The sequence below is a fragment of the Nostoc sp. genome (genome assembly GCF_036917615.1).
Classification (GTDB): domain Bacteria; phylum Cyanobacteriota; class Cyanobacteriia; order Cyanobacteriales; family Nostocaceae; genus Nostoc.
The window spans coordinates 92,720-119,240 of sequence record NZ_JBALCZ010000012.1 but is presented as its reverse complement, the minus strand read 5'-3'; the positions used below and the strand labels follow the sequence as shown (position 1 = coordinate 119,240).

At 41.7% G+C, this 26,521-nt stretch carries 23 protein-coding genes; 13 read left to right on the top strand and 10 right to left on the bottom strand.

Features of this window, described 5'->3' with window-relative positions; genetic code table 11:
• Positions 1–16 precede the first annotated feature (16 nt).
• Positions 17–1,405 carry a DUF2330 domain-containing protein gene (locus V7K85_RS03100; RefSeq protein ID WP_334811182.1) on the top strand — a complete coding sequence of 463 codons (1,389 nt, stop codon included), beginning with the start codon at positions 17–19 and terminating at the stop codon, positions 1,403–1,405.
• 525 nt (positions 1,406–1,930) lie between these two features.
• The gene (locus V7K85_RS03095; protein WP_334811181.1) at positions 1,931–2,581 is read left to right on the top strand and encodes a sigma-70 family RNA polymerase sigma factor; all 651 of its coding nucleotides are present in this window, start codon (positions 1,931–1,933) and stop codon (positions 2,579–2,581) included.
• Between the two features lie 731 nt (positions 2,582–3,312).
• On the opposite strand, the gene V7K85_RS03090 is transcribed toward V7K85_RS03095, so the two are convergent.
• On the bottom strand, positions 3,313–4,251 hold the full coding sequence (locus tag V7K85_RS03090) for an alpha/beta fold hydrolase (protein WP_334811180.1): 939 nt from the start codon (positions 4,249–4,251) through the stop codon (positions 3,313–3,315).
• An 83-nt stretch (positions 4,252–4,334) separates the two neighbouring features.
• Here V7K85_RS03090 and V7K85_RS03085 point away from each other — a divergent pair, with 83 nt between their 5' ends.
• Both V7K85_RS03085 and V7K85_RS03080 read left to right on the top strand, forming a co-directional pair.
• Complete coding sequence (locus tag V7K85_RS03085) at positions 4,335–5,264, top strand: shikimate dehydrogenase (RefSeq protein ID WP_334811179.1); 930 nt, start codon at positions 4,335–4,337, stop codon at positions 5,262–5,264.
• A 145-nt stretch (positions 5,265–5,409) separates the two neighbouring features.
• On the top strand, positions 5,410–8,919 hold the full coding sequence (locus V7K85_RS03080) for an NACHT N-terminal Helical domain 1-containing protein (RefSeq protein WP_334811178.1): 3,510 nt from the start codon (positions 5,410–5,412) through the stop codon (positions 8,917–8,919).
• A gap of 56 nt (positions 8,920–8,975) precedes the next feature.
• Here V7K85_RS03080 and V7K85_RS03075 read toward each other — a convergent pair whose 3' ends face one another.
• A complete protein-coding gene (locus V7K85_RS03075) occupies positions 8,976–9,164 on the bottom strand; it encodes a hypothetical protein (RefSeq protein WP_334811177.1) in 189 nt (62 codons plus the stop codon).
• 187 nt (positions 9,165–9,351) lie between these two features.
• On the opposite strand from V7K85_RS03075, the gene V7K85_RS03070 reads away from it, so the two are divergent.
• A complete protein-coding gene (locus V7K85_RS03070; protein ID WP_334811176.1) occupies positions 9,352–10,554 on the top strand; it encodes an alpha/beta hydrolase in 1,203 nt (400 codons plus the stop codon).
• A gap of 385 nt (positions 10,555–10,939) precedes the next feature.
• On the opposite strand, the gene V7K85_RS03065 is transcribed toward V7K85_RS03070, so the two are convergent.
• On the bottom strand, positions 10,940–11,572 hold the full coding sequence (locus V7K85_RS03065) for a hypothetical protein (protein WP_334811175.1): 633 nt from the start codon (positions 11,570–11,572) through the stop codon (positions 10,940–10,942).
• Between the two features lie 136 nt (positions 11,573–11,708).
• Here V7K85_RS03065 and V7K85_RS03060 point away from each other — a divergent pair, with 136 nt between their 5' ends.
• Positions 11,709–12,140: a biotin carboxylase gene (locus V7K85_RS03060; RefSeq protein WP_334811174.1), complete on the top strand. Its 432-nt coding sequence runs from the start codon at positions 11,709–11,711 to the stop codon at positions 12,138–12,140.
• A gap of 82 nt (positions 12,141–12,222) precedes the next feature.
• On the opposite strand, the gene V7K85_RS03055 is transcribed toward V7K85_RS03060, so the two are convergent.
• The 3 genes from V7K85_RS03055 to upp all read right to left on the bottom strand — a co-directional run bounded on the left by V7K85_RS03055 (position 12,223) and on the right by upp (position 13,692).
• The gene (locus tag V7K85_RS03055; RefSeq protein WP_334811173.1) at positions 12,223–12,486 is read right to left on the bottom strand and encodes a YggT family protein; all 264 of its coding nucleotides are present in this window, start codon (positions 12,484–12,486) and stop codon (positions 12,223–12,225) included.
• A gap of 126 nt (positions 12,487–12,612) precedes the next feature.
• On the bottom strand, positions 12,613–12,966 hold the full coding sequence (locus V7K85_RS03050) for a hypothetical protein (protein WP_334811239.1): 354 nt from the start codon (positions 12,964–12,966) through the stop codon (positions 12,613–12,615).
• A 75-nt stretch (positions 12,967–13,041) separates the two neighbouring features.
• On the bottom strand, positions 13,042–13,692 hold the full coding sequence (gene upp / locus V7K85_RS03045; RefSeq protein WP_334811172.1) for a uracil phosphoribosyltransferase: 651 nt from the start codon (positions 13,690–13,692) through the stop codon (positions 13,042–13,044).
• 276 nt (positions 13,693–13,968) lie between these two features.
• On the opposite strand from upp, the gene crtH reads away from it, so the two are divergent.
• The 3 genes from crtH (at position 13,969) to V7K85_RS03030 (ending at position 17,609) form a co-directional block, all read left to right on the top strand.
• Positions 13,969–15,462, top strand: coding sequence for a carotenoid isomerase (gene crtH, locus V7K85_RS03040; RefSeq protein WP_334811171.1), 1,494 nt, complete (start codon positions 13,969–13,971; stop codon positions 15,460–15,462).
• Between the two features lie 644 nt (positions 15,463–16,106).
• Positions 16,107–16,538: an avidin/streptavidin family protein gene (locus V7K85_RS03035; protein WP_334811170.1), complete on the top strand. Its 432-nt coding sequence runs from the start codon at positions 16,107–16,109 to the stop codon at positions 16,536–16,538.
• A 729-nt stretch (positions 16,539–17,267) separates the two neighbouring features.
• Positions 17,268–17,609: an AMIN domain-containing protein gene (locus V7K85_RS03030; RefSeq protein WP_334811169.1), complete on the top strand. Its 342-nt coding sequence runs from the start codon at positions 17,268–17,270 to the stop codon at positions 17,607–17,609.
• A gap of 23 nt (positions 17,610–17,632) precedes the next feature.
• Here the strand turns inward: V7K85_RS03030 and purT are convergent, their stop codons facing one another.
• The 4 genes from purT to V7K85_RS03010 all read right to left on the bottom strand — a co-directional run bounded on the left by purT (position 17,633) and on the right by V7K85_RS03010 (position 22,263).
• Positions 17,633–18,796, bottom strand: coding sequence for a formate-dependent phosphoribosylglycinamide formyltransferase (purT, locus tag V7K85_RS03025; RefSeq protein ID WP_334811168.1), 1,164 nt, complete (start codon positions 18,794–18,796; stop codon positions 17,633–17,635).
• A 65-nt stretch (positions 18,797–18,861) separates the two neighbouring features.
• Positions 18,862–19,344, bottom strand: a complete 483-nt coding sequence (locus V7K85_RS03020) for a pentapeptide repeat-containing protein (protein ID WP_334811167.1) — start codon at positions 19,342–19,344, stop codon at positions 18,862–18,864.
• Positions 19,345–19,498: 154 nt separating this feature from the next.
• Positions 19,499–21,268 (bottom strand): ABC transporter permease subunit, encoded by a 1,770-nt coding sequence (locus V7K85_RS03015; RefSeq protein WP_334811166.1) that lies wholly within the window; start codon positions 21,266–21,268, stop codon positions 19,499–19,501.
• Between the two features lie 44 nt (positions 21,269–21,312).
• Entirely contained in the window at positions 21,313–22,263 is a 951-nt protein-coding gene (locus V7K85_RS03010; protein WP_334811238.1) for an ABC transporter ATP-binding protein, read from the bottom strand.
• A gap of 285 nt (positions 22,264–22,548) precedes the next feature.
• On the opposite strand from V7K85_RS03010, the gene V7K85_RS03005 reads away from it, so the two are divergent.
• The 4 genes from V7K85_RS03005 (at position 22,549) to V7K85_RS02990 (ending at position 26,493) form a co-directional block, all read left to right on the top strand.
• Positions 22,549–23,106 carry a hypothetical protein gene (locus V7K85_RS03005; protein ID WP_334811165.1) on the top strand — a complete coding sequence of 186 codons (558 nt, stop codon included), beginning with the start codon at positions 22,549–22,551 and terminating at the stop codon, positions 23,104–23,106.
• 420 nt (positions 23,107–23,526) lie between these two features.
• Entirely contained in the window at positions 23,527–24,801 is a 1,275-nt protein-coding gene (locus V7K85_RS03000; protein WP_334811164.1) for an APC family permease, read from the top strand.
• 252 nt (positions 24,802–25,053) lie between these two features.
• Positions 25,054–26,142 carry a 3-isopropylmalate dehydrogenase gene (gene leuB / locus V7K85_RS02995; protein ID WP_334811163.1) on the top strand — a complete coding sequence of 363 codons (1,089 nt, stop codon included), beginning with the start codon at positions 25,054–25,056 and terminating at the stop codon, positions 26,140–26,142.
• Positions 26,143–26,232: 90 nt separating this feature from the next.
• Complete coding sequence (locus V7K85_RS02990; protein WP_100899964.1) at positions 26,233–26,493, top strand: hypothetical protein; 261 nt, start codon at positions 26,233–26,235, stop codon at positions 26,491–26,493.
• Positions 26,494–26,521: the final 28 nt, after the last annotated feature.

Here is a 26,521-nt window from a genome sequence, read left to right as displayed (position 1 = left end):
AAAGTAGAGGTATAAAATGAAATTTTTGCGACTGTTGACACCATTATTGTTGGTAATTGTAGCTGTATTTTGCTTTGCACCCGCAGCTTGGGCATTTTGTGGATTTTATGTAGCCAAAGCTGATACGAAGCTGTACAACAAAGCTTCTCAGGTGGTGATTGCACGAAATAGCGATCGCACTGTCCTGACAATGGCAAACGACTTCCAAGGCGAAGTCAAAGATTTTGCAATCGTAGTACCTGTGCCAACAGTGCTGGAAAAAGACCAAGTTCGTGTGACTGAACCCAAGATTATCGAGCGCCTAGATGCTTTTAGTGCACCGCGATTGGTGGAATATTTTGACCCAGATCCTTGTGCCCCACTACTACGATTTAACAAATTAACATTGTCCAATTCAGCAGTATCAGGAGGAGATGCTGCGGGAATTCAGATAGGCGATCGCAGTTTGGGTGTGACGGTGGAAGCGCGTTTCAACGTGGGCGAATACGACATCGTGATCCTCAGCGCTAAAGAATCTGGCGGACTGGAAACTTGGCTGACACTCAATGGCTACAAAATCCCTCAAGGGGCGAAACAGTTACTTCAGCCCTATATCCGTTCCTCAATGAAATTCTTTGTTGCCAAAGTCAACTTGGATAAATTCCAGGAATCTGGCTACCAGTTACTCCGTCCGCTACAAATTTCCTATCAATCACCCAAGTTCATGCTGCCAATTCGTTTAGGCATGATCAATGCTACGACAGAGCAGGATTTAATTGTCTATATCCTCTCGCCCCAAGGAGGCGCAGAAATCACTAACTATCGGACGGTGAAAATCCCCTCCAACGTCAATATTCCCGTGTTTGTCAAAAATGAATTTGGTGAATTTTACAAATCCCTGTTCCAAACTGCTTACACCAGAGAAGGCAGATCAGTCAGTTTTTTGGAATACGCTTGGGATATGGGTAATTGCGATCCCTGTTCTGCCGATCCCCTTACCCAAGAGGAACTTAAGGAAGCAGGCGTATTTTGGCTAAATGATAATTCTCTAAGTAAGGCAAGCAAGGTCCCACAAATCCGCAAGTTTGTTCCTACCTTTTTTAACAGTAACGTCTTCATCTCGCGTCTGCATGTCCGCTACACCCGCGACACATTCCCTGAAGACTTGATTTTCCAACAAACTGCCAACCGTGAATTATTCCAAGGGCGTTATATTTTGCAATATCCATTTGAAGGGGAACTTAAGTGTGAGGCAGGTAAAGAATACAAACGGTCTTTGCCCAAGCGTTTTGAACAAGAGGCGCAGACTCTAGCTAGGTTAACCAACGGGAATATCCAAGATATTCGCAACAAAATGAAGCTGAGTGTCGGAAATCTCACATATTCCTGGTGGGAAAATTTATCGTCTTGGTTTGGATTAAATTGAGGGGATTAGGGAGTGGGGCAGGGCGGGTAGAGGGAGAATGATTTGTAACTGTAATTTAGTATAAATTAAGATTCGTAAATGAGTCTTTTTTACTCGCCAACGAGTCTTTGATACTCGCCAACGAGTCTTTTTTACTCGTGAATGAGTCTTTGATACTCGCCGACAAGTCTTTTTTACTCGTGAACGAGTCTTTGATACTCGTGAACGAGTCTTTGATACTCGTAAATGCAGATTAGAACTCCACTCCTCTACCCAAGAGCTAAGAGTCCCATGCTCCATGACGCCAGTTGCTTCAACGGATAGCGCAGCCTCTTCTCTACGAGAGGCTATGCCAACGAGTCATCTCCCTTGACGTTAGCCTCTCCCTTTGGGAGAAGGGGAAACGATACCGCGCAACGAGCGTTGGGAACCTCCGCAACGCACTGGCTCCCCAATGCCCAATGACTAAATCTTGAGGAAAGGTATTTTTTAGGGGGTTGTTATAAGCAATACTAAGATATTCTTGCTTTCTTCGCCAAGATTGTCATGGTTCAATTCAATGAACAGCTACGCTGCTTAGTTAGCGAAGCCTGTGGACACTCACCTGGAAGCCCTCAGCGTCAGAAGCTGCTCACGCAAATTATTCGCTTGACAGCAAGTAGACTCTGGAGGGAAAGTACTCCCTACTATCAAGATGCACTACAACAAACTTGGTTGTATTTCTGCCGCAATGTTTGTGAAGGTTTGACAGGTCAAATCTATGACCCCAGCTGTGGCAGTGTCATTACCTGGCTGAATGCTTACCTAAGACGGAGACTACAAGACTTTTATATTAACCAGAACCGCGAACAAGCCACAACAGTCTCTCTTCGGGTTCGTCAGTCTACATCGGGTAGTACAAGTGAAACCATTGATCCTGTAGATAACCTCCCATCTACCCCCCAAACACCTCCGATTCTGGAAGACTTGGAGACATGGGCTAATACAGACTCTGAAGGAGAACTGCGCCGTATTTACATTAAAGGGCATCCAGATGTGAATTGTCAGGTTTTAATTCTCAGACGCCTACCGCCGGAAGTTAGCTGGAGAGAATTATCTGAGGAATTTGGGCTGTCAATTCCGACATTAAGCAGTTTTTATCAGCGTCAGTGTTTACCACGTTTGCGTAAATTCGCCGAATTGGAGGGATTGTTATAACAATTCAAAATTCATGCATTCGTCTTGGAAAGTTCTGGATCGGAGCAAACCTCCGCTTAGAGGATGTTTTAAAAGTGTTTGGCTGTGATTTTAGGCACTTATTGATCCCCCCTAACCCATGCCAGTAGCTCCACTTAGGGAGACCCCTGTTCCCGCGCTGGCTCCCCTTAAAAAGGGGGGAACCGGAATCAAAGTCCCCCAATTTATCAGGGGATTTAGGAGGATTTAGAACGTTTTGATACCGACAATAGGACTTTTAAAACATCCTCTTAGACTTTCCACAAAATTTTACTCCTACAAAGAAGCAAGCTATGTGTAGTGTCTTGTAGAAAAGAGATTTTCCGACTCTTATTTAAACCCCGATGGTTCCTGAGCCTGTCGTTCACCTAGCGTCCCGCAGGGAAGGACTGAAACTGAGAACATTACAGTGGACGGACAGAATTTGCTTATTCCCCAGTGGGAGTGGAAACACAACTTGTAGCACAACTATAAGACTAATATTTTATTTTTGAAATACATGTAGGTAGGTTAGCGAGCGCGTAAGGCATCATTTCAAGCTTGTGATGCCGTACTTTCATTTAACACACCCTACAAGACTACTAAGATTTTTTCAAAAACAATTTACGATTTCTATAGTAGAACCCACCATTGAAATAGTCGAATATCAAAGACAAACTTGTCAATGTCAGCATTGCAGGTGAGTCGAAAGCGAATCAAATAAAAAGCCTATATCACTTGGTAATAGACAAAACCCAATCGCCTAAAAGTTGGTTTACTCTATCGGGTACTTCATCATGGGGACAATGACCCGCTGTTAAGAAATGTTCTGTGAGTTTAGGATAATATTGACGAAACTTTGGGGAACGTTCTCTAGCATTCATCCAAGGATCAGCTTCTCCCCACAACATCAACAAAGGACAAGTTAATTGCTTTAGTAGCACGTCAACTTTTTCCCCTTGAGGAGTGCTAAAGACTGATACAAATACTTCCATTGCACCAGGATCGGAAGCAGGACGAGAAATTTCTTCTACCAATTGGTCTGTAATTGCACTCTTGTCAAGATAAACTTTTTCTAGAGTTTGGCGGATCACCCAAGGTTGTCGCACGTATTGAAATAACAGAGATTGAGCTAAAGGTTGTTGAAAAATCCACTTAGTACCGTCACCAAGAAATTTCTGCAAAGTAGCGGGTTGTTTGGGAGGCTGAATTTCTGATTGTAAAGCTTCAGGCTCAGATGTAGGTTGGCTTTCGCTAAAAGGGCCAGCACTATTGAGTAACACTAAACCAGCGGCACTGTCGGGACGCTGTGCTGCAACACACAAGCAAGCGTAGCCACCAAGGGAATTACCCGCTAATACCGCTTTTTGACCAATTACTTCACTAATAAAATCATGGAGTTGGTCGCGCCACAAGTCGCTGCTGTACTGCAAATTTGGTTTTGCCGATCGCCCAAATCCCAAAAGGTCGATCGCAAATACTTCAAAATTTTGACACAATCCGGTGATATTCTTGCGCCAGTGGTCTGTGGAAGCACCAAATCCATGTACCAAAAGCAAGGGCGGACGTTGCGATTGTTTTTCTCCCGCACGCACATAGTAAACGTTGTGCCCGCGCCACTGCCAATATTTACCAGGAATTGGGGTTGTAGAGGGGGCTGTAGTTGCCTGCATAATCATAATAAATGTTAAGTAGCTTCTAATAATTGTAGGCTAGTGCAAGAAGAGAGTCGGGGGAGATGAGGTAGAAATAACTAATGACTAAAGAAAGATTAATTACAGGTAAAACTCAACTGCTGGGTGTAATTGGACATCCGGTAGAACATTCGCTATCGCCAGTGATGCATAATGCAGCGTTAGCGCAGCTCGTCGTTGGCGAAGCCTCTCGTAGAGAAGACATCGCTCATTTAGGGTTAGATTACGTTTATCTCCCCTTTCCGATCGCACCAGAGAATTTAGAAGTAGCGATCGCAGGTTTCGCCGCTATTGGGGTTGTCGGTTTTAATGTGACAATCCCTCATAAACAGGCAATCATGCCCCTCCTATCAGAAATTACCCCTCTTGCTCAAACTATCGGCGCAGTGAATACTGTTAGCCGCCAAAATAACAAATGGGTGGGCACAAATACGGATATAGAGGGATTTATCGCTCCTTTGCAGACAACGTATAAACAGGATTGGAGTCAAAAGGTAGCGGTAATTTTAGGCAATGGTGGCGCAGCCAGGGCAGTTGTAGCAGGTTGTCACCAACTAGGTTTTGCCAAAATTCATGTTGTTGGGCGGAATATGCAGAGATTACAAGGATTTGCCAAGAGTTGGAGCAATTCACCCATAAGTGAGAATTTACAAGTTGATCAATGGGAGGAACTTTCAAAGCTAATTCCCCAAGCTAATCTGCTGGTAAACACAACCCCCATAGGTATGTATCCCAAGGTTGATGAGTCGCCTTTGAGTGGAGAGGAAATAGCGAATTTACCAACGGGTGCGATCGCTTACGACTTAATATATATCCCTAAACCGACGCAATTTCTAAAGCAAGCAGAAAAACAAGGTGCAATTGCGATCGATGGATTAGAAATGTTAGTTCAACAAGGAGTAGGAGCCTTAAAAATTTGGTTACAGCAGGAAACTATACCTGTAGAAGTGATGCGCCAAGCTTTACTAAATCACCTGGGTTTAGGAAAATAAGGTATGCATTTTGGTGCTATATTGTTGCCCAGCAATAAGTAACACATCTTATTGCTTAATTTATCCTTAAGTTATGGCGAATGAAGGTTAATTCAGCTTTGTATAAATTACATTGAAAATTAAGTAATATCTTGTAATCATACTCATGGCTGTTGTGCGATCGCTTCTTTCCATTCTCTGCCCTGCTATAGCAAAGATAATAATTTCTACTTGCCTGAAAAATGCCTCATCAGAGAAGGCGGTTGGAGAAGATATAGTAGACAAGCTTAAAAATTTTATTTCTAATCCTAGTGACCAAGAGAAGACACAAAGAAGTCTTGAAAAGATTGCCAAGCAGATAGTAGAAAAGATGCAGCCCATTTTCGACCTGGAAGCCGCAAGCATCAGCCAAAACAGCCGCACAGCGATTCAATTTGAAATTGCGAAAACATTGGGTCGGGCTGAGGTAACGAGTGAGTTGCTGATGAGTTTTAGTTTGGATGTAAAGTCGTTAACGGTAAATCTTCGTAATGCTTATCCAGAAGCTTGCAAACACTTTAACCGCAATGAAATTGCTCTCTATGAGCGGATGTTAGAAGAAGTAAGCAGAGGGATCATCGAAGTAGCACCACAATTGGAAGGTTTTACACTTGCTGCGACTACAGAGAGTTTGCAGCGACTAGAAGAAATTATTGAGCATCTCCAGACATCGCAAAAACAGTCTCAACGAGACAAAAATGAGTTTGAGAGGAAATATCGACAAGTCGTCATCCGGGAATTAGATCGGATGGAGATGTTTGGTTTGCCGCGAATGGATACCCTAACTCCTCAACAAAGCCTCAGCAAAGCCTACGTTACCTTATCAGCAATACAGCACGGGCGAGAGGAGCAAAATCAACAGGCAGAAATTATCAGTAGAAGGCTAACGGAGGAAATAGCAGTTCACGTTCAGCAGGAGAAAATCACCAGTTTACACACATCTCCAGTAGACGAAACGCTTGCTACCTGCCGACGGATAGTGATTCGGGGTGAGGCTGGTGCTGGTAAAAGTACACTTCTCCAGTGGCTAGCTGTGCGTGCTGCCAAGCAAGACTTTCCACCTGCCTTAGCCCCTTGGAATCGACTGATACCATTTTTTATTCGGCTAAGGTCTCTGGTAGATAAAGGTTTCCCCACACCGGAAGAATTTCCAAAACTCATTGCTCGTAATATTGCTGATACGATGCCCAAAGGGTGGGTACATCAATGCCTTGAGGCAGGATATGCATTGGTATTGATTGATGGGGTGGATGAACTGCCACGAAACCAGCGTCAAGATTTTTTCGATGCCCTTGCTGACTTGGTGGCAGACTTTCCCTATGCGCGTTACGTTGTCACATCACGTCCTGCTGGGCTAAAGGATAGTCAAGGGGAAAAGTGGCAGGACTGGGAAACTTGGACAGAGCAAGCACAATTTCTCAATCTTTCACTACAGTCTATGAGTCCTACTGATATCGAGCAGTTTATTACTCAGTGGCATAAGGCTCTAGAAGTTGCTCGTCGTCCAGAAGATGAACAGATTAATTTGCAGAGTAGGGCAACCGACCTAAAACGTCTATTGCATCAACGTCCTGAGTTGCGGCGACTGGCAACCACACCATTGTTGTGTGCGATGATTTGTGCGCTATATCGAGAACGTGGTGAAAATCTGCCTACGGAACGTATCAAGCTTTACCAAGAGTGCATTGATATGCTGTTGAACAGCCGCGATCGCGGACGCAAAATCAAACTCGACCTTGACGAGTCTTACCCAGGTGGTCTGTCCGACAGTCAGAAAATGGCTTTAATCCAATCCTTTGCTTATTGGATGATGGAAAATAATTATTCTGACGTTGAAATAGACAGAGTTGATGCACACTTCACACGTCGCCTGCCAGGGATGAACCTTCCTAAGGAAGTGACTGGGAAAGAGATACGCGCTCTATTTGTGGAAAGAGTAGCCCTTTTGCGAGAACCATCTGTTGGGAAAATTGATTTTGCACACCGCACCTTTCAAGAGTTTCTCGCCGCACAGGCAGCACTTAATGAAGATAGTGTTAATGTACTACTGCAACATGCCCACAATGACCAATGGCGTGAGGCAATTATTGTTGCTGCCGGTCTAGGTCGCCCAAGAGAGCGTAAAGAATTGCTCGAAAAGCTGCTCCAGATGGGTAACGAAATGCCAGATAAACGCCATTATTTGCATTTGTTAGCGGTGGCATGTTTGGAAACAACCGTAGAAGTTGATCCTCAGATACGTGCTGAAGTGCTTAAACAAGCTGAAGCTTTGTTACCTCCCAAAGATGATGACGAGGTGATAATGGTTGCGAGGGCTGGGGATGGGATCGCACCTTTGCTTGCTCCTAAGCCAAACTATTCTAAGAGGGAAACTGCTCGGTGTATACAGGTGCTAGCCAAGATTGGTAGTTCTACTGCTATGGAAATTTTAGCTGATTATGCAAAAGATACTCGTTATGACTTAAGTAGAGAATTAGGTAAAGCTTGGGATGCTTTTGACCGTGATGCTTATGCTCATAAAGTACTATCTCATAGCAACAAAGTATATGTTCGTACTCTGCTTACATCGGAAGGATTTGAACATCTTGAGCATATTAAGGAGTTAACTATAGAAAAGCTCTCTTTAAAAGAATTAACTCCACTGCAAAAGCTGACCAATCTTACTAAATTAAAAATATTTGAAATAGATGAAATATGTGATTTAAGTCCATTAGGAGAACTTAACAAGCTGACTCAGTTATCATTAGGTAGTTATTTCCAAGAAGAAATTTTAAATTGTGATATCAACACACTAGCGTTTCTTGAAAATCTAAATTATCTAAGCTTAAGTGGTGTCAAAACTAGTGAAATTAGCCCATTATGCAATCTTTATAATCTGTCTAGCTTTATTTTAGATCAACCCAAAATAAGGGATTTTAGTCCTTTATGGAAAATGCGAAATTTGGTTAAATTGGTACTTTTTAGTACAGATGAAGATATAGATTGTCAGTTTCTAAAGACTATGAGCCAGCTTACTACTCTTGGTCTAGCGACAACAGGTATCAGCGAGCTAAGTTTACTAGCTAACCTTACGAAGCTAGAAAGCTTAGATATTTATGAAAATGAGATTAGTGATTTTAGCCCATTTGCCAATCTTTCTAAACTAACCTCACTGAGTATAGGAACAGTAGTTGTAGAGAATGGAGGTGTACTAGGATCATCTGAGCAAATTAGCGTTATTAATTCTCTAGAAAAACTTTATAGCTTAAAAACTTTAAGCATTTTCCAAACAGAAGTAAAAGATATTAGTCCACTTGCTTCTCTTAAGAATATCACAAATTTAATACTTTATAATAATAAAATCGATGACCTAAGTCCCTTAGCAAACCTTCCCAATCTTGTTAATCTAAGTATAGCTGAAGCAGGTATCACCGATATTAGTCCCCTTGTTAAATGTCAGAGCTTACGTAAACTATATTTAGGTAAAGCGAACCTTTTTGAAGATAGTTTATTCCCTTTAAAAACACCTGTTAGTGACCTAAGTCCGCTTGCTAACCTTCCTAATCTTACGGAATTGTTTCTAGGAGATACAGACGTTACCGACCTTAGCCCAGTAGAAGGATTACCCAACCTTAGAATTGAAATCATTAGAAATTAGCTGCACTCAGAAAAAACTGCAAATGGCAAAGGATGTACTTTTTAGTAATTATTCGTTCAGTTCATCCCTTCACAACTTCTGCGGCTAGCGCGAATCGTAGCGATTTTATTCGTTGATGCCTTAAATTTTATACTCAGCGCCGTTGTATAAGCAGATGAGGCAATTGATAGAGGAAATATTGCGATCGCTAGTTTCAGCAACCTGAAGAACCACTCAGGCAAAGCATTCCTGCACACAGGGTTCATCTTCTTACACTCATTTCCATAGTGCATCGAAAACTTAAATGCGATCGCCTAATCTCAGATTTAGTGTATCCTCAAAATAATAATACTTATTAAAGTAATATGACTCGACATGATTTAACTATTGCCAACCGTAGCATTGGCAGATAGATTGTACTTCTTTGGAGTCGTTATTACCGTACTTTAATTTATGTTTCCTAAACCCAAAATACTTTTATTATGGCTTGTATTATTACTAAGTTTTGCCAGTCTGTTTCTTAGTTCTTGGATTATTCTTCCGGCTCCAAATATGTTTTTACTCACCCTAGCAGTAGGAGCGCCAGAAGTCAGCCCTTGGTTGTTGGTATTAAATTTACTCTCTTTGTTGCTTTCTTTTTTCTACATCCGTCGCCGTCAATTACGACGCCTAGCTTGTATTTTCAGTTTGATAGGATTGCTAATTTGTGGATGGGTGCTAGTGAATATCCCATTAACTCAAATGCAGATGGCTAAAGCGATGAAACAAGGGTTGGGAGCAAATTATCTAGAGCAAATTCCAGTCCAAGTAATGGCTAAGATGCAAACCCATCCCTTTAACTTAGTTAATTTGTTTGGGGGTATTGCATTAGGTAAAACCCGTCATCAAAAAGATATTCTCTTTGCTTCTCCTGCGGGAGTGCCTTTAAAAATGGAAGTTTACCAACCCCCAGAGGTAGGGAAATATCCAGCAGTGGTAGTAATTTATGGTGGAGCTTGGCAATATGGCAATCCTCATGCCAATTTTGAGTTTAATCAATATATTGCTAATCATGGATATACGGTATTTGCGATAGACTATCGACACGCACCTAAATATTGGTTTCCAGCTCAGTTAGATGACGTGCGTACAGCCTTAAATTTTATTCGCAAACATGCAGCTGAATATGAAGCCGATCCAGAACGTATGGTACTTTTAGGACGTTCTGCGGGAGCGCATCTAGCAATGCTAGCGGCTTATCAAACAGATGCACCACCTATTCGGGCTGTGGTGAACTATTACGGGCCTGTTAACTTAACTGAAGGATACAAAACACCACCGAATCCCGATCCCATCAACACCCGCGCTGTTTTAAAAGCATTTCTCGGTGGTTCTTTAGAAGAATTGCCTAATCAGTATCAAATTGCTTCACCGATAAATTACCTGACGCACCTTTTACCGCCAACTTTATTAATTTACGGCAGTCGCGACCATTTGGTAGAAGCGCGATTTGGTAGACAGATGTATGAACGTTTACATGACTCTGGTAATACTGCGGTTTTTCTAGAAATTCCTTGGGCAGAACACGCTTTTGATGCCGTTTTCAATGGTGTGAGCAATCAATTAGCGTTGTATTATACCGAGAGGTTTTTGGCTTGGGCGTTGTTCAAGCAATGATTTTATTAACGTACAGCAGCAGTCAGAGTATAAAGACTCATTCATGGAGTTCAAAGACTCAATGATACAGCGTATTTCAGGTAAATGAAGTACATAGGTAGGGGCACAACATGTTGTGCCCCTACCTGTGTACCTCACCTTGGCGTAGCCTCTCGTAGAGAAGTTGCAATCTGCTGTATTTACTCAGCACTCCTTACTCCCAATACAGTTCAGTTAACGTTTTAATATTTTGAAGATCCCCCCAACCCCCCTTAAAAAAGGCTTGCTCATGAATTTCTTTTACTCCCAATTTATCGGGGGTCGCCGCAGGCGGGGGGATCTTAACCGAACCGTATTGTCCTCACTCCTCACTCCTCACTCCTCACTCCTCACTCCTCACTCCTCACTACTTTTGAGGCCAGCGCCAATTGTAGCGATTCCATTCGTAGATACCTTGAATTTCATACTCAGCGCCGTTGAAGAAGCGGACGACGCAATTAGTAGAGGAATGATCGCGTAGGCGTAGCCCGTCGTAGATATCGCTAATTTCCTCAACCTGAATCACCATACAAGGAAACCATTCACGCTTACAAGGCCCATCTTCTTGCACCCATTCCCATAGTGCATTGGAAACTTCAATGCGATCGCCTACTCTCAGCTTTAGTGCATCCTCAAAATAAGAATACTTATCAAAATGATATGACTCAACACGATTCAGCCACTGTAAACCATAGCGTTGCCGAATAAATTGTACTGTTCCAGAGTCATTTTCCAGCAGCCAGTCGTTGAGTAATTGCACTTTCCAAGTGCGGTTGCGTTGTTCTTCATCCTTAACAAACTCTAAAAATGCTTCTAACTCCTCTGGATTTAGTTCGTCTAAGGGATTAGCAATACCTGACGCCCCAGAGATAGAATTTCCCTGAATTTGCTCGACGACTTGCAGTAATATCTGTTTCTGCGTGTCAGTGAGAGGACAGCTTGCTACATCACAATCATTAAAGGCTGCAAGCATAGCTGCTTCAATCTCATCTGGAGTCATAAGTTAATAGCAACTGAGGGTTTATTTCCCTAATTATTACAAAGGTTAAATAAAACTCTCCAATTCTCTTGTAGTTAAATTCAGGTAAGCTGAGGTTATAAGTTACATATCGTTGGATTAAGTCACGGGGTCTTTTATGCGGTTGCGCTCACTCACGGTCGTTCTTATTTCCTGTCTCATCACCTTTCTATCGTGGGTGATCACTCCTCCTGCTGTAGCGTTGACACAGATTAGATTATTTGATGTCTCCTATAAAGATTGTCCACCAGAACTCGCACAAGGGGCTGTTATCAGTAGTGGTAGCGCGGCTGCCAATTGTTTTATGGTCATTGGTAAAGCAGAAAATGGCACTAATAAAACAGTCTACGACGCAGATATTTTTGGACGCATCTATGATGCCAACAATGACTCGGTAATGCAAAACCGCACTCGCTTAGGTTCTATTGCTGAGGTGCCACCAGGTAGTAGCAATTTTGAACTGAGAATTTCTGTACCTGCGAATCAACCTACTCCGTTAAAGCTGAAGCAGTTTAAAGCCGCTGGATTTAGCGGTCAAGTCCGGCGTTAAGAGATAAGTTAATTCAGTCTGGGCTAACCAGTCCAGACTGAAAATCTTTTAGTTGAACGTTGAGTAAACTGCAAATTATGCTTTATGCGTAGGCTTGCAGACCACCGATCAAACCACTTACAAGTTGAAGCAGTAGAATCGCTAACATTGCAGAAAAATCCATACCACCCAATGGGGGAATAATTCGGCGGAACAGATCGAGATAAGGGTCAGTTATCTGGCTCAAAGCAGCAAATGGCTGGTTATACCAGTTAATTGTCGGGAACCAGGTCAATAAAACCCGAATAATTAGCAAAATAATATAAATCTGAATGAAACTAGCCAGAGTGTTAATCAGAAGGTACATGGATTTGTTGGTTACCTGGTAAGTGTTAAAAACGGTCTTATCTTTGATTTTAATTTAGTCCATGTCATCGTGTCTGCGGATTTAGAACTTACCGCAATTGACATTTTCAGCACGCCTGAACAAACCTCAGGAGTCTTTAGTGAGGGAGCGGTCATTGGTTGCTTGGGGTGAACCGCCATTCACATTACCCAGTTGCTTTCGCACTTCATCAATTGTGGCATTTAGCTGGGCAATTTTATCTTCTAGCGATCGCCGAGCCGTTTCTATACCGATACTCTCACTTTCCGAGGCTTTCATCTGACGCCGCTTTGCTGCTATTTTTTTAGCTTCGGCTTGGCTATCCGTCAGTTCTGTCTCCTCCTCTGCTAGCAATTGAGGGTCGCGTCGAGAAGCAATCAGTGCCCCGATAACACCACCAAATACGCCACCGACAAACGCCCCTGCTACAAAACCACTGCCAAAACCATCTCGCTGACTCATATCTTTATTGCCTTCAACAAACTTTCGGACTTTTACAGTAGTTATGCTATTTTCTTGCCCTAGCTGCATACTAGCTTAAGTCCCAAAGATGCGATCGCCTGCATCTCCCAATCCCGGTACAATATACCCCTTGCTGTCAAGTTTTTCGTCAATAGTAGCGGTGTAAACTATTAAACCTGGATAAGCTGCATTCAGTTTTTGCAAAGCTGGTGGAGCCGCCACCACACAAACAATCCGGGTCAGGGCTGGATCAGCACCCCGTTGTGTCAATTCTGCCATTGCTGTCATGATCGACCCTCCTGTTGCCAACATTGGATCGGTAATTAACACTCGTGTTTGAGGGTCAAATTTTTCTGGTAACTTGTTCAGATAACAATGAGGTTGCAGTGTCTGTTCGTCTCGCGCCAAGCCAAGGTGGTAAATTGATGCTAAAGGTAATAAAGTCTGCGCTCCCTCAAGTAATCCTAGTCCAGCCCGCAGAATCGGCACTACTGCCATAGGCACTTGTGGATCAATCACGGTTGCTGGACAGGTATCTAAGGGACTTTGTACCGCCGTTTCTTGTGTGGGCAACCAGTCTCGCGCAGCTTCATAAGTCAGCCATCTTCCCAACTCAGTCATCGCACTGCGAAATAATACTGAAGGTGTGCCTGCATCACGGGCAACTGCCAGCCAGTGTTTGATCAGGGGATGGGGTGGAACATAAACGCGCAATTGTAGCGTCATAGCCAGAAATAGGCGCCTTTTTATTGTATAAGAACTGAAACACCATAATACTCTTTCCTGCATCCGGCTGACAGCTAAAATTTACACTGTCAATTTTATTGATAAAAATTTTAACTACTAGTTGACATTAATTCTCAATCAAGGCTATATTGTTCTACAGTGTTCTCCTCTCTTTTAAGGATCGGCAGCGGGATTAGCCAGCAGTAGCAGGCTCGTCCCTCTTTTTTGTGATTGGGCATTAGAAAATAAACAAAGGACTAATGACAAAAGAGAAAAATGCAAGATTTTGATGCGATTGTGATTGGGTCTGGGATTGGCGGATTAGTAACAGCAACCCAGTTAGCGGCGAAGGGAGCGAAAGTGCTGGTACTAGAACGTTATTTGATTCCAGGTGGTAGCGCTGGTTATTTTGAACGCCAAGGCTATCGATTTGATGTTGGGGCATCAATGATTTTTGGACTGGGACAAAATGGTACTACTAACTTACTCACCCGTGCATTATCATCTGTAAATGTCAGCCAAGAAGCGATCGCAGATCCGGTGCAGATTCACTATCATCTACCCCAAGGTTTAAACCTGAAGGTTGACCGGGTTTATGAAAAATTTTTGCAAAATCTTATTGCTCATTTTCGCCATGAAGAACAGGGGATTCGTCGCTTTTATGACGAATGCCAAAAAGTATTCAAGTGTCTCAACAGCATGGATTTGCTGTCCCTGGAAGAACCTCGGTATCTACTCCGGGTATTTTTCCAGCATCCTTTGGCGTGTCTCGGTTTAGTTAAGTATCTGCCTCAAAATGCCGGGGATTTTGCCAGACGCTACATCAAAGATCCCCAATTATTGAAATTTATCGATATGGAATGTTATTGCTGGTCGGTGGTTCCATCGGATATGACACCAATGATTAATGCTGGGATGGTCTTTTCTGACAGGCATTATGGCGGAGTAAACTATCCTAAAGGCGGAGTGGGACAAATTGCCCAAAAACTGGTGGAAGGTCTAGAGAAGGCTGGAGGTAAGATTCAGTACCAAGCTAGAGTTACGAAAATTCTCACAGAACAGGGAAAAGCGGTAGGTGTGCAACTGGCTAATGGTAAACTATATCGGGGTAAACGCATAGTTTCTAATGCTACACGCTGGGATACATTTGAACAATTACTACCAGCAGAGACAATGCCAGATAATGAGAAAAAGTGGCAACAAAATTATCAAAAATCTCCAAGCTTCTTGAGTTTGCACATCGGGGTAAAAGAGTCAGTTTTGCCTGCGGGGACAGAGTGCCACCATATTTTGCTGGAAGATTGGGAAAAGATGACAGCAGCAGAAGGCACAATTTTTGTTTCGCTTCCCACATTACTTGACCCAGATTTAGCACCAAGTGGATATCATATCATTCATGCCTTCACGCCTCACTGTATTGATGATTGGCAAGAACTTTCTGTAAGTGAGTACGAAGCGAAGAAAGAAGAAGCGGCTTGGCGAATTATTGACCGTCTAGAGAAGATTTTTCCAGGTTTAGATGCTGGATTGGATTATTTGGAGGTAGGCACACCCCGCACCCATCGCCGCTTTTTGGGTCGTGAGGATGGCACATATGGGCCAATTCCCCGACGCAAGTTGTGGGGCTTATTGAAGATGCCCTTTAATCGCACAGCTATTCCAGGACTTTATTGTGTAGGGGATAGTACCTTTCCGTGTCAGGGGTTGAATGCGGTAGCTTTTTCTGGGTTTGCTTGCGCCCACCGCATTGCCGTAGATTTAGGATTTTAATGTCTATCGCAGAAGTCCCCACATTTAACTCTTAGTGGGGTGGGGATGGACAGCAGTCAAAAATACCACAATGAAAATTGCAAATCGACTAATACCAATTCTCCATGAAGATGCACTAAATTAAGAGAAGCAGGAATAGGGTGCAGAGTATGGGAAACAGCTTTCGAGTCGAAGTATGTCAGAGCCGGGAGGAACTGCAACATCGATTACGTCATGCGGTAACTCATATCTTGCACCTATGCGTACAAAACCGTACAAGTTAAAAAGATGTGCGATAAAGCTACATAATTTTTCTTAGTTTTTCTCGCTCAAGAAAGGATTTAGGTTTTTATACTGAGTGACTAAATACCATCAATTTTTATTGGTGCAAGATGTGAGGTAACCGCTGAAACTAAGGAGCGGCTACAGATGCTCTATTGGATCAAGACACAGGCGATCGCATCGATTTGTGGATGGGATTATATCATAAAAGCTTTATTAAGTGCAACTTCATAGAGAATTGGTATAACTTTCATCGTTATAGATATCGCAACAATGTCCTACTTTAATGTAAAAAAAATAAGTTCAGAATTTGCATAAAAAGTATACTAACATCTGATAAGAGCTAGTGAAATGTTATTAACTGCATAAAAGGACAATAAGCTATGAGTTTTGAAGGAACATGGTTTAACGAACTCAATTCCGAAATGAAATTGATGCCAGCTTCTGATAAGTTAATAAAAGGAAGTTATGCTTCAGGAGTTGGTGGATCACCAAACAATTTTCTTGATCTTGTTGGCTTTGTAGATACTAATCCTCTTGCATATAGCCAAGCTATCGCTTGGGTAGTTGTATGGAATTATGGAGTAGGTAACAATTTTAATTCTATTACTACTTGGTCTGGACAGTATCAAATTAATCAAAAAACTCAAGAAGAAGAAATTATTACTACTTTGCTACTAACCAAGGAAATGGAAGCAGAAAATGATTGGGAATCAACACTAGTCGGACAGGATGTATTTAAACGTAATCCACCATCGGAAGAGCAGCGACTTTCACGCCAACGACGCGCTCCTTCACATCCAACGATTGAATAATTTTGTCTTTCTAAGATTTCTACCCTTGGCGAATACTAAAATATATCACCCAGTTAAACAAAAACTGGGTGATTTGCTACTTTTAATACTGTGTTAAAAATATTGCTTTTAGTTTTAAATCACATCTATAGATACTAAAAACCATCTAATCTTAATTAAATTCCATCCCGTGTGGAATCTGGTGTAGAAAAATCGATAAATTGAACTATAACTACACTGATACCAATTCTCTATGAAGTTGCACTTAATAAAGCGGAAACGATATAATCCCACTCACAAATAGAAGCGTAGTTTACCGCCGTAGGCATCGCTTCCGGTGAGATGGAATCGAGAATTTGTTTTAACTTCCGTCTTAATTGATCTAAATTTGTGAAATGTTCCCACGACAGTTGATACTTGATATGTTCCCATAAGCGTTCTAATGGAAATGATTAAAAAGCTAACTGCGTCTGAATTAAATTTTTTTTCCCAATAAGCTGGAATTTTTAGAGATACTACTCACTAACCGTAGAGTATTACGGAATACTCATATACTGATTAAGCTAAACAATTATAACAGATTATTTTTTGTGTAAACGCATAATTTACAAAACTTTTCATAATTGTACTTTAATGGTGAGCGGTTTTTGTTTTTCAAGAATCTTCCTCACACACAAAGCGCTCACCAATGCTCCTCACACACAAAAAAACATTTTAAAATTTAGCTGGCTTCTACCCAGCTTCTTAAGCTTGTTTCTGTTTGGCTCTACTGTCAAAGCTACTGCGATAGCTAATTGGCATTTTGATAGCAATCGCAATCATCCGAACCTCACCACAGATGAGAATGTTCAACCGAAAGTACAACTACTTACCAACCCTACTCGTCTGGTAATTGATTTACCTGGAGTTACATTAGGATATCCACAGACTAGTCAAAGAGTGGGGTTAGTAATTAAAGACATTAGCATCGGGCAGTTGAACGCAGAGACTACCCGCATGGTAGTTACTTTAGCACCCGGTTATACCTTCGACCTAGCACAGGTGAAACTGCTCTCAATTGGGTTCAAAATAGATATTGGTAGGAGCAGATAGCTAGCTGTGCGCTCCTGCGGTAATTAGATAATTGTGATTTTAGTTGCTGCTCTAGTAGCTTTTTCCCTAGCCTCTTGGACATTAACACCCTTCGCTAAAGCTACGCCCATTCGCCGATATGGATGAGCATTAGGTTTACCAAATAATCTGATATCTACATCTTTTTCTGAGAAAGCGTCGGCTACACCACTAAAAGCAATAGAATCAGATTTTTCAGAGGCTAAAATTACCGCACTAGCTGATGCTCCTAGCTGTTCTATATGAGGAATTGGCAAGCCTAAAATTGCTCTTAAATGTAGTTCAAATTCATTGAGATTTTGTGAGATTAATGTCACCATTCCCGTATCGTGAGGTCGGGGAGAAAGTTCAGAAAAAATAACTTCATCTTTGGTAATAAAAAATTCAACGCCAAAAATTCCGGCTCCTCCTAAAGCATTGGTGACTTTTATGGCTATTTCTTGGGCTTTTAATATCTTGTCTTCAGAAATTCCTGCGGGTTGCCACGATTCTTGATAATCGCCTTGTTCTTGGCGATGGCCAATAGGAGAACAGAAAATAGTGGGTGCATTCCACTGTTTAATTGTCAGTAAAGTTATCTCAATTTCAAAGTTAATAAATTCTTCGACGATTACCTTTTGACTGTCTCCTCTAGAATTAGCGATCGCATAATTCAAAGCTTTCTCAACTTCACTCTTATCCTGCACTACAGACTGACCTTTACCAGAGGATGACATCACAGGTTTAACAACATTAGCAAACCCAATTTCATCAGAAACTGCAATCAATTCTTCTAGAGTTGTTGCATAACCATATTTAGCTGTTCTGATGCCTAATTCTTGATGTGCCAATTCCCGAATTCTATCGCGGTTCATTGTATAGTTAGTAGCAGCCGCAGTTGGTATAACTGTAATCCCTCGCTGTTCAAATTCCAGAAGTTTTTCTGTTCTTATTGCTTCAATTTCTGGTATGATAATATCTGGCTGATGTTTTGTGACTACAGCTTCTAAATCATCAGCACTGAGCATAGAAATAACTTCATAAGCATCAGCAACTTGCATTGCCGGAGCATTAGGATAGCGATCAACGGCAATAACATAATTACCAAGACGTTGAGCAGCGATCGCAAATTCCTTACCTAGCTCTCCTGAACCCAGCAACATCAATTTTTGGGGCAACTTAATACTCATTAACTTATCCAGGACAATTTCAATTCAATAATCTTATAATTTTTTGCGTTTTAATTACCAATTTTTCAAGAATTAAATATAGCTCCGCGTATTTGTAAATCTTGACGTTGCAGATAATTTAAACCAGTACCTACGCCAAGCTGACACTTATCGACTAAAGTCTCTAACCAAATAGTCTCGTTAAGAGTTGTACCTCGTAAATCTGCATTTCTCAAGTCGGCTTTCGTAAAATTTGCAAATAAGAGGTCTGCATTGACTAAACTACTACCTTGAAGATTTGCTTCTGATAAATTTCCTCGAATGAAGTTTACCCCATCTAAAATTAAACCAGATAAATCTGCTCCTATAAGATTAGGAAACTTTAGCTGACTTGGATATTTAAAAAACCGGATCATACAAATTATATTTGCTTCATTTAGTCGTATTTTGGTTAAAAACTCATAACGAGCTATGCCCAGTTGCTTGAGAATTTGTAGACGCTGTGGAGGACTTTGTTCTAAAAACTGAATAGCTGTGTAGCGTAGGTCTTGAGTCGGAAAATTTAGCATAATTTTTAGATCGCTGTGATATTTGTGCTGATTAAAAATTTAACCGACAATTTTGGCAAATAATAGATAATATAGCAGCCTGAAATCATTCATGAAAAACAAGATCCCCGACTTCTTTAAGAAGTCGGGGATCTAACATGTCTCAACTACTTACCTAACGTCCTGCCAATAATGCTTTCGTAGCAGATTCGCCTGCTAATTTCACTTGCCTTGCCAACTGGAAGTTTAACAACGCTAGAACACTCAAATCAGCTAAGAGTGCCATAAAAACTGTTGTCACCCCAGCGTATTCTACAGCTGCCCAAGGAAAAGTTGTAAACATCCATACAGTAGAATGTTTCCACGACGAGATACCGATCAATTCTAGAATCATCGGTGGTAGGAACACGGCTGCACCTAAAGTCCCAATTGCCCAAAAAGAACGCTTAGGAGTTTTCAGCAAAAGTATCAATTGGGCGATGGTAGCGTAAATCATCATTAAGTTGATAGACAAAGCTATAGTTAAAAGTACTTTAAACCTGTCAATCTCGTTAACCATCCAAGTTCGGCCATCATTTGCGTCAACAATAGATGTAAGTGGAAGCCAAACTAACCAGGGGATAGTAACAATTGTTAAATTAATTGCGATCGCCACAAGTGCAGGGCTTTTTTCGGCCCAAATTAAATCTTGCCAAACACTCTTGTGGCTAGAAACTCCCTGATGTCGATATCTTGCCCAATCTTGTACATCTTGACGGTGAGGAGAAAGAACCGCAATTAAACTTAAAATTAACACCAAGTTGTACAGTGCTAGCAAAACGAAATTTTCACCAACCTGTTCATCCCATGTGTGATTATTTTTACCATTTTGTAGGGCAAATCCCCAGATCATCAATTGATAAAAAGCTACTAGTAAATAACTTTGCTTCTTGCTGATTATTGAGGCTTGAGGATTACAAAAGCAACGTTTAAGAGCTTGCAAAATACCGTAACTGCACAATCCCAAATTTAATAAATAGAAGCCAACAACGCTAACAACACTTGTCCCTAATGGTAAATAGAAAAACTGCAAGTTTTTCAGGGGAGAACCCTTGTATAAATGGGACAAGTTATGAAATAGATAATTTGTTACATCCCAAGGAGCGAACAGCCTCAACCAAGCCGTTGAATTATGCCAAGTGTCTAAATTATCAAATGAAGCTATCTGAAACGTTGTCAACAAAAAAAGGAAAACTGCACCACTACCTAACCAAGGCTGAAAACCACTAAACCACCGACTAACTAAGCTAAATAATAGTGCAGCACTGTAGAAGAAAATACAGCTAGCAGCAAGAATTGCGTAATAACTCAAAATGTAACTAAAGGCAATTTTGGCAGAACGCCCAGCCCACAGATGTAAAGGAACTGCTACTAAGATGATCAGATAAATTAAACTCGGAATTCCTAGCAACTTGCCAGTCAATATACTTGTTTCTGATTGAGGACTGAGACGGATGAAATTCAGTGTACCGCGAGTTTCTTCTTTGGCTAAATCGTTGATTAGCAAATAAGTTCCTGCAACTAATAGTGTAAATACAAAAATTACACTAAATGTTAGGAATATATATTCACAGTGATTTCGCCACCACAACTGCCAATCAATTTCATTTTGGGGGCAAAAGTTATTTAAAAGGAAATCATTGAAATCAGAAAGTTGAGATTGATTTGATTCCTGGTAAATCTCTTTTTCTTGCTGCTGGTATACTTGACGCAGATTACAGTATGTGCCAGTTAGCGAGTATTTATCATCAGGATATTCTCGTAACTGATATAAAAAAACTACCAGTTGTAGGAGTAGAGATGCAGCAACTGCGATCGCTACATTAAAAAATTTCAGGCGTCCTTTGAGTTCCCGCAATAGTTGCGGATTCCAATCGCCGATTTTATCTATCAAATTGGGCATCATAGCAAAAAAATCTCCAAAAATGGGGAGTGATATTTATTGACGTATTAAGATGCTTGTTTGTGACCTAATTTTAGGAAAATACTTTCTAAGTCTTCTTGCGTGCAGTGAAAATCAGTCAGGGGAATGCCTGCTTTGATGAGCGATCGCAATAACTCAGCACTATCTTCCTCTTTGCCTGAAAAATTTACCCGCACGCTGTTTTTTCCTAGAATCACCTCCCACTCTTCCACTAAATGATGATGTTTCAATTCCCTTAAAAGTGTCTCTATGTTCCCCAAAGTTGATAACACAATTTGCTGGTGGGAAAGACGTTGATAAAGTTGCTGTAAAGAAGTACTTTCTACCAAAAAGCCAAGTTCCATAATTCCCACAGAAGTACACAGTTCCGCTAAATCACTGAGAACGTGCGAAGAAATGATTACAGTCATCCCAGCTTCTCGCAAAGCCTTAATGATTTCACGAAACTGCATCCTCGCAATAGGATCAAGCCCAGAAACAGGCTCATCCAGTAGTAGTAAAATCGGTTCGTGGATAATGGTTCGCGCTAAACTTAAGCGCTGTTTCATCCCCCGCGACAGAGTAGAAATCTGACTGTGGCGTTTATTACCAAGTTGGATGAGTTCTAAAACTTCATGCAGGCGTTGAGTGCGGCGTGGTTCTCGCAAACGATACAGACGCGCAAAATAATCTAGGTAATCCCAGACTGTCAGATCCTCATACAGCGGGTAGTCATCGGGTAAGTAGCCTAGACGACGCTTAAGTTTGGGATTACTCTTGTCACGGAGTAGGCGATCGCCATTAATATAAATCTCACCCGTAGTTGGTTCCTCAGCAGTTGCCAACATGCGGATGAGAGTTGTTTTACCTGCGCCATTCGGCCCAATCAATCCATATACTTCCCCCGCCTGAATCTCTAAATGAACGTCATTGACAGCAACGTGTCGGTCAAATTGCTTAGTTAGCCCACGGGTGCAAATTGCTAATTCTTTTACCATCGCTGCTGGGGTGCGGCTTGTGATTAACACTTAACCTAACCTCTTTCTACAACTTCTGTCAGGCTGGTTTCGGAAATTGAAACTGGCTTTATGTAAAGCTGCTTTGAGTCATGGGCATTATTTACCACTATCTTCATTAAAGTTCTAAATAATACTAATAATTATTTAGTTACTACTGAGAATACTAAAGCTAGAAATCTCTAGGTCTTCTCAGTTAATCAGGTAAAGGCTGTATGGATTTTGAATCGATTATGAAGATGCCTGTTATCGGGCAAACTATTGCTAGTGCGGTCGAAGGAGGTAGAGAGTGGGGGCAAACATATCTCAACGATTCGCGGTGGTGGGGTGATAAAGATAAGATGGCAAGTAACGTTATATAGTCAGTCAACACTCTGGTCAGTAGGCGAGGGTATTGGGAGTGGGTTTGTGGGAATTGCTGGAATACCCTTTGATATTGCTAGTACTTTATATTCCCAAGTCAAACTCGCATCTACTCTTTTCACCATATATGGAATTGACACTAGCAGCCAATCTGCACAACCCTTAGTCTTAGCTGCTGCTGCTGGAGTTAGTGTATCTGAACTGGCTAATCAATTAGGAACTAAGGCAGCATCACAAGCTATTCAAAAAGCTTTGATGTCTATCCCTGGTAAAACTTTTGCTGAGATAAATAAAGCTTTAGGAATTAAGTTAATCTCCAAAGCAGGCGAAAAAACTTTCGTGAACGTAGCAACAATAATGCCTTTTATAGGCTCTATGGTCGGTGGTACAGTAAATGGAGTAATGATGAATGCTTGTGGATATTCAGTGATTGCCTTCATCAAGGCTTGGAACAGGTCATAACTTAGCAAAAGTAGGTAGGGCGTATGCCTTACCTACTTATTAATTCTTATTCTGCTATTTAGGAAATACTTGCAGATAAAACCTTGAATTGCTGGATTTTTGAGAACATTAGGAATTTGACTAATTTTCCTTTTTAAAAGTGCGTAGGTGTAGCCCGCCGCAGGCATCGCTTCGTTATGTTTCAGATCATGATGGAGTTGAGCGCACTATAGCAATCCTATTTGAGTCATGAAAATTATCGAACCACCTTCTCTACAAGACGCGTGCTGTATACCCTTCTTGCGCGACAATGACTTAAGTAGCTAGCTGTACACAGTAGTAGCGTGTATGGACAGAGAATAGTGTAATAACATTGTTCAGCTTGATTATCTGCGTGCTGGTCAACGACTATAAGACTATCTATTCCTAAAGAGGTTACAGGTGTCAAGCAAGAAAATAGGTTTTTGGTCAGTGTGGGCATTGGGTGTAGGAGGCATTGTCGGTGGACTTTTTCCAGCGTTAGGAGTTGTAATTCAAATAGCTGATACAGGCGCACCACTAGCATTTGTGATCGCAGGGACAATAGCTTTGATAACTACTTATGCTTATGCAAAACTTTCGGTAGCTCATCCATGTCGAGGCGGGACAGTAACCTTCTTAAACCAGGCTTTTGGTCTAGGGCTGTTTAGTGGGACGCTGAATCTTCTACTATGGTTTAGCTATGTAATCATGCTTTCCTTTTACTTGCAGGCTTTTGGTAGTTACGGAATTAGCCTATTCACAGAGTCTACTCAACCTATTTGGAAGCACTTACTGATTAGCTTGGCAATTTTAGGGACAACCGGACTAAATCTATTAACTGCCAATTATATTGGTAAATCTCAAATCTGGATTGTCAGCTTCAAACTGGGGATTTTGATACTGTTCATTACTCTGGGGAGCAGTCATATCAACTTTTCCCATCTACAACCAGCTTCAGTGTCGTCGCTACAGTCAATTTTCGCAGGAGCAATGGTGATTTTCTTGTCTTATGAAGGCTTTGAGCTAATCGCCAATACAGCAGAGGATCTTGTCAATCCCAAGTATACTTTGCCACGAGTTTATTACTCTGTAATCGGGTTCGTCATTTTGCTTTACGTTTTAATAGCACTCGTCACATTGGGAGCAGAACCAATAGAACAGATTTTGGCAGCAAAAGACTATACTTTGGCTGAGGTTGCCAAACCAATTATGGGGCAATTCGGATCTGTTTTGATGACTATTGCGGCTCTTTTATCAACTCTCTCGGCTAGTAACGCAACACTCTACGGCTCAGCTCGTTTTAGCTCTGTTATTGCTAAATCTAGGGGGTTTGATGGCAACGAAATAAATGGCCGTGACCAATCTTCAATTGGATTATTTATTACTAGTGGTATTACTCTAATAATCGCCAATTTATTTGATATAAGTCGGATCTCAACGATGGGTAGTGCCGGGTTTCTCCTGATATTTGCTGCGGTGAATTTAGCTAATGCTCGTATGCATCGTTATACGAAAAGCAAGCAGTGGATTTCACTTCTAGGTGCTGGAATATGTTTGGTAGCACTAGGAATATTAATTTGGTTTGCTTTGCAAACAGATCCACAAACCGTCTGGGTTTTAGTGTTCATGCTAGGAGTAGCCATAGGTATCGAAGTAATCTACTACCTGTCAAACAACCGATCGCTACACCTTTGAAGACGCTTTGCTCAACTCTAGAACGCATTTTGAAAGTGAATCTAGGAACAGATATGTTGATAAGTCTGACTCTGTTTTTCCTGGTTCTCCTTTCCTCGTTTTGGCCATTGGGGGCGAATACCTCCGAAAGCATAGGGCAGCACGTTTTTCTTTGGATCAAAAGAGCCGCACCCAAATAAATTAAAAACTCCATCGGTACATTTTGCTAGGTATGATATTTAATCTGCAAGCATTTACCCAGGAAAATTAGCTATGACCCAGAACTACCGCATTACTTTACTCCCCGGCGATGGCATTGGCCCTGAAATTATGGCAGTGGCGGTAGATGTGCTGAAAGTCGTAGGGAAGCAATTTGATCTGAAGTTTGAATTTCAAGAAGCTCTCATCGGTGGTGCAGCAATTGACGCTACAGGCGAACCCCTACCATCTGCTACTCTAGATACTTGCCGTAACAGTGATGCTGTATTACTCGCCGCCATTGGTGGTTATAAGTGGGATTCTCTACCATCTAATTTACGCCCAGAAGCAGGTTTGTTAGGACTACGTGCAGGTTTGGGATTATTTGCCAATTTGCGCCCAGCGAAAATTTTGCCCCAGCTAATCGACGCCTCAACTTTGAAACGCGAAGTTGTGGAAGGCGTCGATATTATGGTGGTGCGCGAACTCACTGGCGGGATTTACTTCGGTAAACCTAAAGGGATTTTTGCCACAGAGACTGGTGAGAAACGCGGTGTAAATACGATGGTTTACACGGAATCGGAAATTGAACGCATTGGGCGGGTAGCTTTTGAAGCGGCAAAAAAACGCGGTGGAAAACTTTGTTCGGTGGATAAGGCGAATGTATTAGAAGTATCTCAGTTGTGGCGCGATCGCATCACCCAACTTTCTCAGGAATATCCAGATATCGAACTCTCTCATCTATATGTAGATAATGCTGCTATGCAACTGGTACGCGCTCCCAAGCAGTTCGATACCATTGTGACAGGCAATTTGTTTGGTGATATTCTCTCTGATGCTGCTGCCATGCTCACGGGTAGTATTGGGATGTTACCCTCAGCTAGTTTGGGTGCTTCTGGCCCTGGCGTTTTTGAACCAGTCCACGGTTCCGCCCCAGATATTGCCGGACTTGATAAGGCTAATCCTCTAGCGCAGGTTTTGAGTGTGGCAATGATGTTACGCTACGGTTTAGATCAACCAAAAGCGGCAGATCACATCGAACAAGCCGTATTGCAAGTTTTAGAACAAGGCGATCGCACGGGAGATATAATTTCTCCAGGAAAAAATCTTTTAGGTTGCCGCGCTATGGGCGATGCACTGATTAGAGCGATTCAAGGAAAGTAATTTAATAATGCAACCTGGGCAATTTGGCAACCTTTGCTATAAGTTTCGAGTAGACTAGAGGGAAATCTAGCAATCAAATAACAGTCGATAGTGTACGCATTACGACAAGGTCAAGTTAATTTTACCGCCCCAAAGAACCAATCGCCTTTGATTGATCCCGCTGTAATCAGAGCCGCTGGGCAGATATACTATATTCACTGTGAAGTACATCCCGAAATAGCTGGGCAACCTTCCGGTGTAGCAATTAATCGTGTGACTCATCGAGGTAAGGTTATTTTTACTAACCAACCAGTTCTCTTACCTCAAGAATGTTTTGTGCCCTTGAGTCAAATTGAATCGCACATGTATTAGTCATTAGTCATTAGTCATTAGTCATTAG

Coding starts and splice junctions, on each gene's coding strand:
- V7K85_RS03080 (WP_334811178.1), top strand. CDS start 5,410: ATGGCTGTTGTGCGATCGCTTCTTTCCATTCTCTGCCCTGCTATAGCA.
- V7K85_RS03035 (WP_334811170.1), top strand. CDS start 16,107: ATGAGTTTTGAAGGAACATGGTTTAACGAACTCAATTCCGAAATGAAA.
- V7K85_RS03100 (WP_334811182.1), top strand. CDS start 17: ATGAAATTTTTGCGACTGTTGACACCATTATTGTTGGTAATTGTAGCT.
- V7K85_RS03015 (WP_334811166.1), bottom strand. CDS start 21,268: ATGATGCCCAATTTGATAGATAAAATCGGCGATTGGAATCCGCAACTA.
- V7K85_RS03070 (WP_334811176.1), top strand. CDS start 9,352: ATGTTTCCTAAACCCAAAATACTTTTATTATGGCTTGTATTATTACTA.
- V7K85_RS03085 (WP_334811179.1), top strand. CDS start 4,335: ATGACTAAAGAAAGATTAATTACAGGTAAAACTCAACTGCTGGGTGTA.
- V7K85_RS03090 (WP_334811180.1), bottom strand. CDS start 4,251: ATGCAGGCAACTACAGCCCCCTCTACAACCCCAATTCCTGGTAAATAT.
- purT (WP_334811168.1), bottom strand. CDS start 18,796: ATGAGTATTAAGTTGCCCCAAAAATTGATGTTGCTGGGTTCAGGAGAG.
- V7K85_RS03020 (WP_334811167.1), bottom strand. CDS start 19,344: ATGCTAAATTTTCCGACTCAAGACCTACGCTACACAGCTATTCAGTTT.
- leuB (WP_334811163.1), top strand. CDS start 25,054: ATGACCCAGAACTACCGCATTACTTTACTCCCCGGCGATGGCATTGGC.
- V7K85_RS03095 (WP_334811181.1), top strand. CDS start 1,931: ATGGTTCAATTCAATGAACAGCTACGCTGCTTAGTTAGCGAAGCCTGT.
- V7K85_RS03055 (WP_334811173.1), bottom strand. CDS start 12,486: ATGTACCTTCTGATTAACACTCTGGCTAGTTTCATTCAGATTTATATT.
- crtH (WP_334811171.1), top strand. CDS start 13,969: ATGCAAGATTTTGATGCGATTGTGATTGGGTCTGGGATTGGCGGATTA.
- upp (WP_334811172.1), bottom strand. CDS start 13,692: ATGACGCTACAATTGCGCGTTTATGTTCCACCCCATCCCCTGATCAAA.
- V7K85_RS03060 (WP_334811174.1), top strand. CDS start 11,709: ATGCGGTTGCGCTCACTCACGGTCGTTCTTATTTCCTGTCTCATCACC.
- V7K85_RS03010 (WP_334811238.1), bottom strand. CDS start 22,263: ATGGTAAAAGAATTAGCAATTTGCACCCGTGGGCTAACTAAGCAATTT.
- V7K85_RS03075 (WP_334811177.1), bottom strand. CDS start 9,164: ATGAACCCTGTGTGCAGGAATGCTTTGCCTGAGTGGTTCTTCAGGTTG.
- V7K85_RS03050 (WP_334811239.1), bottom strand. CDS start 12,966: ATGAGTCAGCGAGATGGTTTTGGCAGTGGTTTTGTAGCAGGGGCGTTT.
- V7K85_RS03065 (WP_334811175.1), bottom strand. CDS start 11,572: ATGACTCCAGATGAGATTGAAGCAGCTATGCTTGCAGCCTTTAATGAT.